General features: G+C 67.0%; 2 pseudogenes. One reads left to right on the top strand and one right to left on the bottom strand.

Features of this window, described 5'->3' with window-relative positions:
* A pseudogene (locus tag CCN56_RS31115) lies at positions 1-404 on the top strand (hypothetical protein); the annotation flags it as partial.
* Positions 405-468: 64 nt separating this feature from the next.
* Here the strand turns inward: CCN56_RS31115 and CCN56_RS45075 are convergent.
* Positions 469-655, bottom strand: a pseudogene (locus CCN56_RS45075) (ATP-binding protein); the annotation flags it as partial.

Below are 655 nucleotides of genomic sequence, written 5' to 3' on the forward strand. Positions count from 1 at the left end.
ACGCGGCGACCGGCGGCGCCCTCACCTTCCCGCGCAAGGCGAAGGCCACCTTCACCTACGCCGACAGCGCCTCCGAGCTCTCCGAGGAGCTGTACAGCGACACGGCCACCAAGCTATCCGAGGGCACAGGCCGGATCTTCGACGCTATGACCGGCTGCCTGAAGTACCAGGTTCTCGTCGGCGGCACTGCCATCGATATGACCACGCAAGAAGCAGCTGCGCCCCAGCTCGGAGACGAGCGGTGGAGCCAGCTGTTGACCTTCTCCGCCGGCGGGCGGGAGAACGTGGTGAAGCAGACCGCAATTCGGGACGGAAACGTGCTGCTGATCGTCTCCGGCTCGCCGGCCCTCGTCGACCTGCACCTCGACAAGGCTCTCGCGAAGGCGACGACAGCAGCCCGCTGACGACCGCAACAAACGAGGGTGACGCCCCCGACCATTCGGCCGGGGGCGTCACCCTTCTCGTGGTCTATTGCCCCTTGGGGGGCTGGGCGAAGGCGATGATCTCTCTGATACCGGGGATGTAGCCGTCGGAGGTGTCGACGAGGAGGGTGGGCAGGTCGAGGGAGATGTCGACGAAGCCGTCGGGGACGTACGTACCTGCGGCGATCTCTGCCAGGAGGCTGTGATCGGCGTGGGCCGCGCGGTGTGCGTCG

The sequence above is a fragment of the Streptomyces sp. NRRL B-24572 genome (assembly GCF_002156145.1).
In the GTDB taxonomy this organism is placed as follows: Bacteria; Actinomycetota; Actinomycetes; order Streptomycetales; family Streptomycetaceae; genus Streptomyces; species Streptomyces vietnamensis.